We start from the raw sequence: 263 nt of genomic DNA, 5'->3' as shown, positions 1-263 counted from the left end.
CTCGACCTGACCGATCCGTCGACCGGGCAGGTCACCGGCAGCGCACCGGTGTCCGGCGACGCGGACCTTGATCTGGCCTTCACCTCCGCACACACCGCATTCGAGAAGTGGCGGGACGTCGCTCCGGCGCAGCGGCAGCTCAGCCTGATGCGCATAGCCGACGCTCTGGAGCGCCGCGCCGACGACTTCGTCCGCGCGGAGGCGATCCATACAGGCAAGCCTCTGCATGTCACGGCGGCCGAGGAAATGGGCCCGATGATCGA

At 68.4% G+C, this 263-nt stretch carries 1 protein-coding gene; it reads left to right on the top strand.

All coding sequences use genetic code 11. From position 1 onward, the window contains the following. Window positions 1–263 (top strand): aldehyde dehydrogenase family protein (locus tag ADL01_RS27190; protein WP_159049644.1); only part of this gene is annotated, 263 nt, incomplete at both ends.

The sequence above is a fragment of the Streptomyces sp. NRRL WC-3618 genome (assembly GCF_001280005.1).
GTDB lineage: Bacteria > Actinomycetota > Actinomycetes > Streptomycetales > Streptomycetaceae > Streptomyces.
The sequence above is the reverse complement of the archived record's forward strand: the minus strand, read 5'-3'. Positions and strand labels throughout refer to the sequence as shown.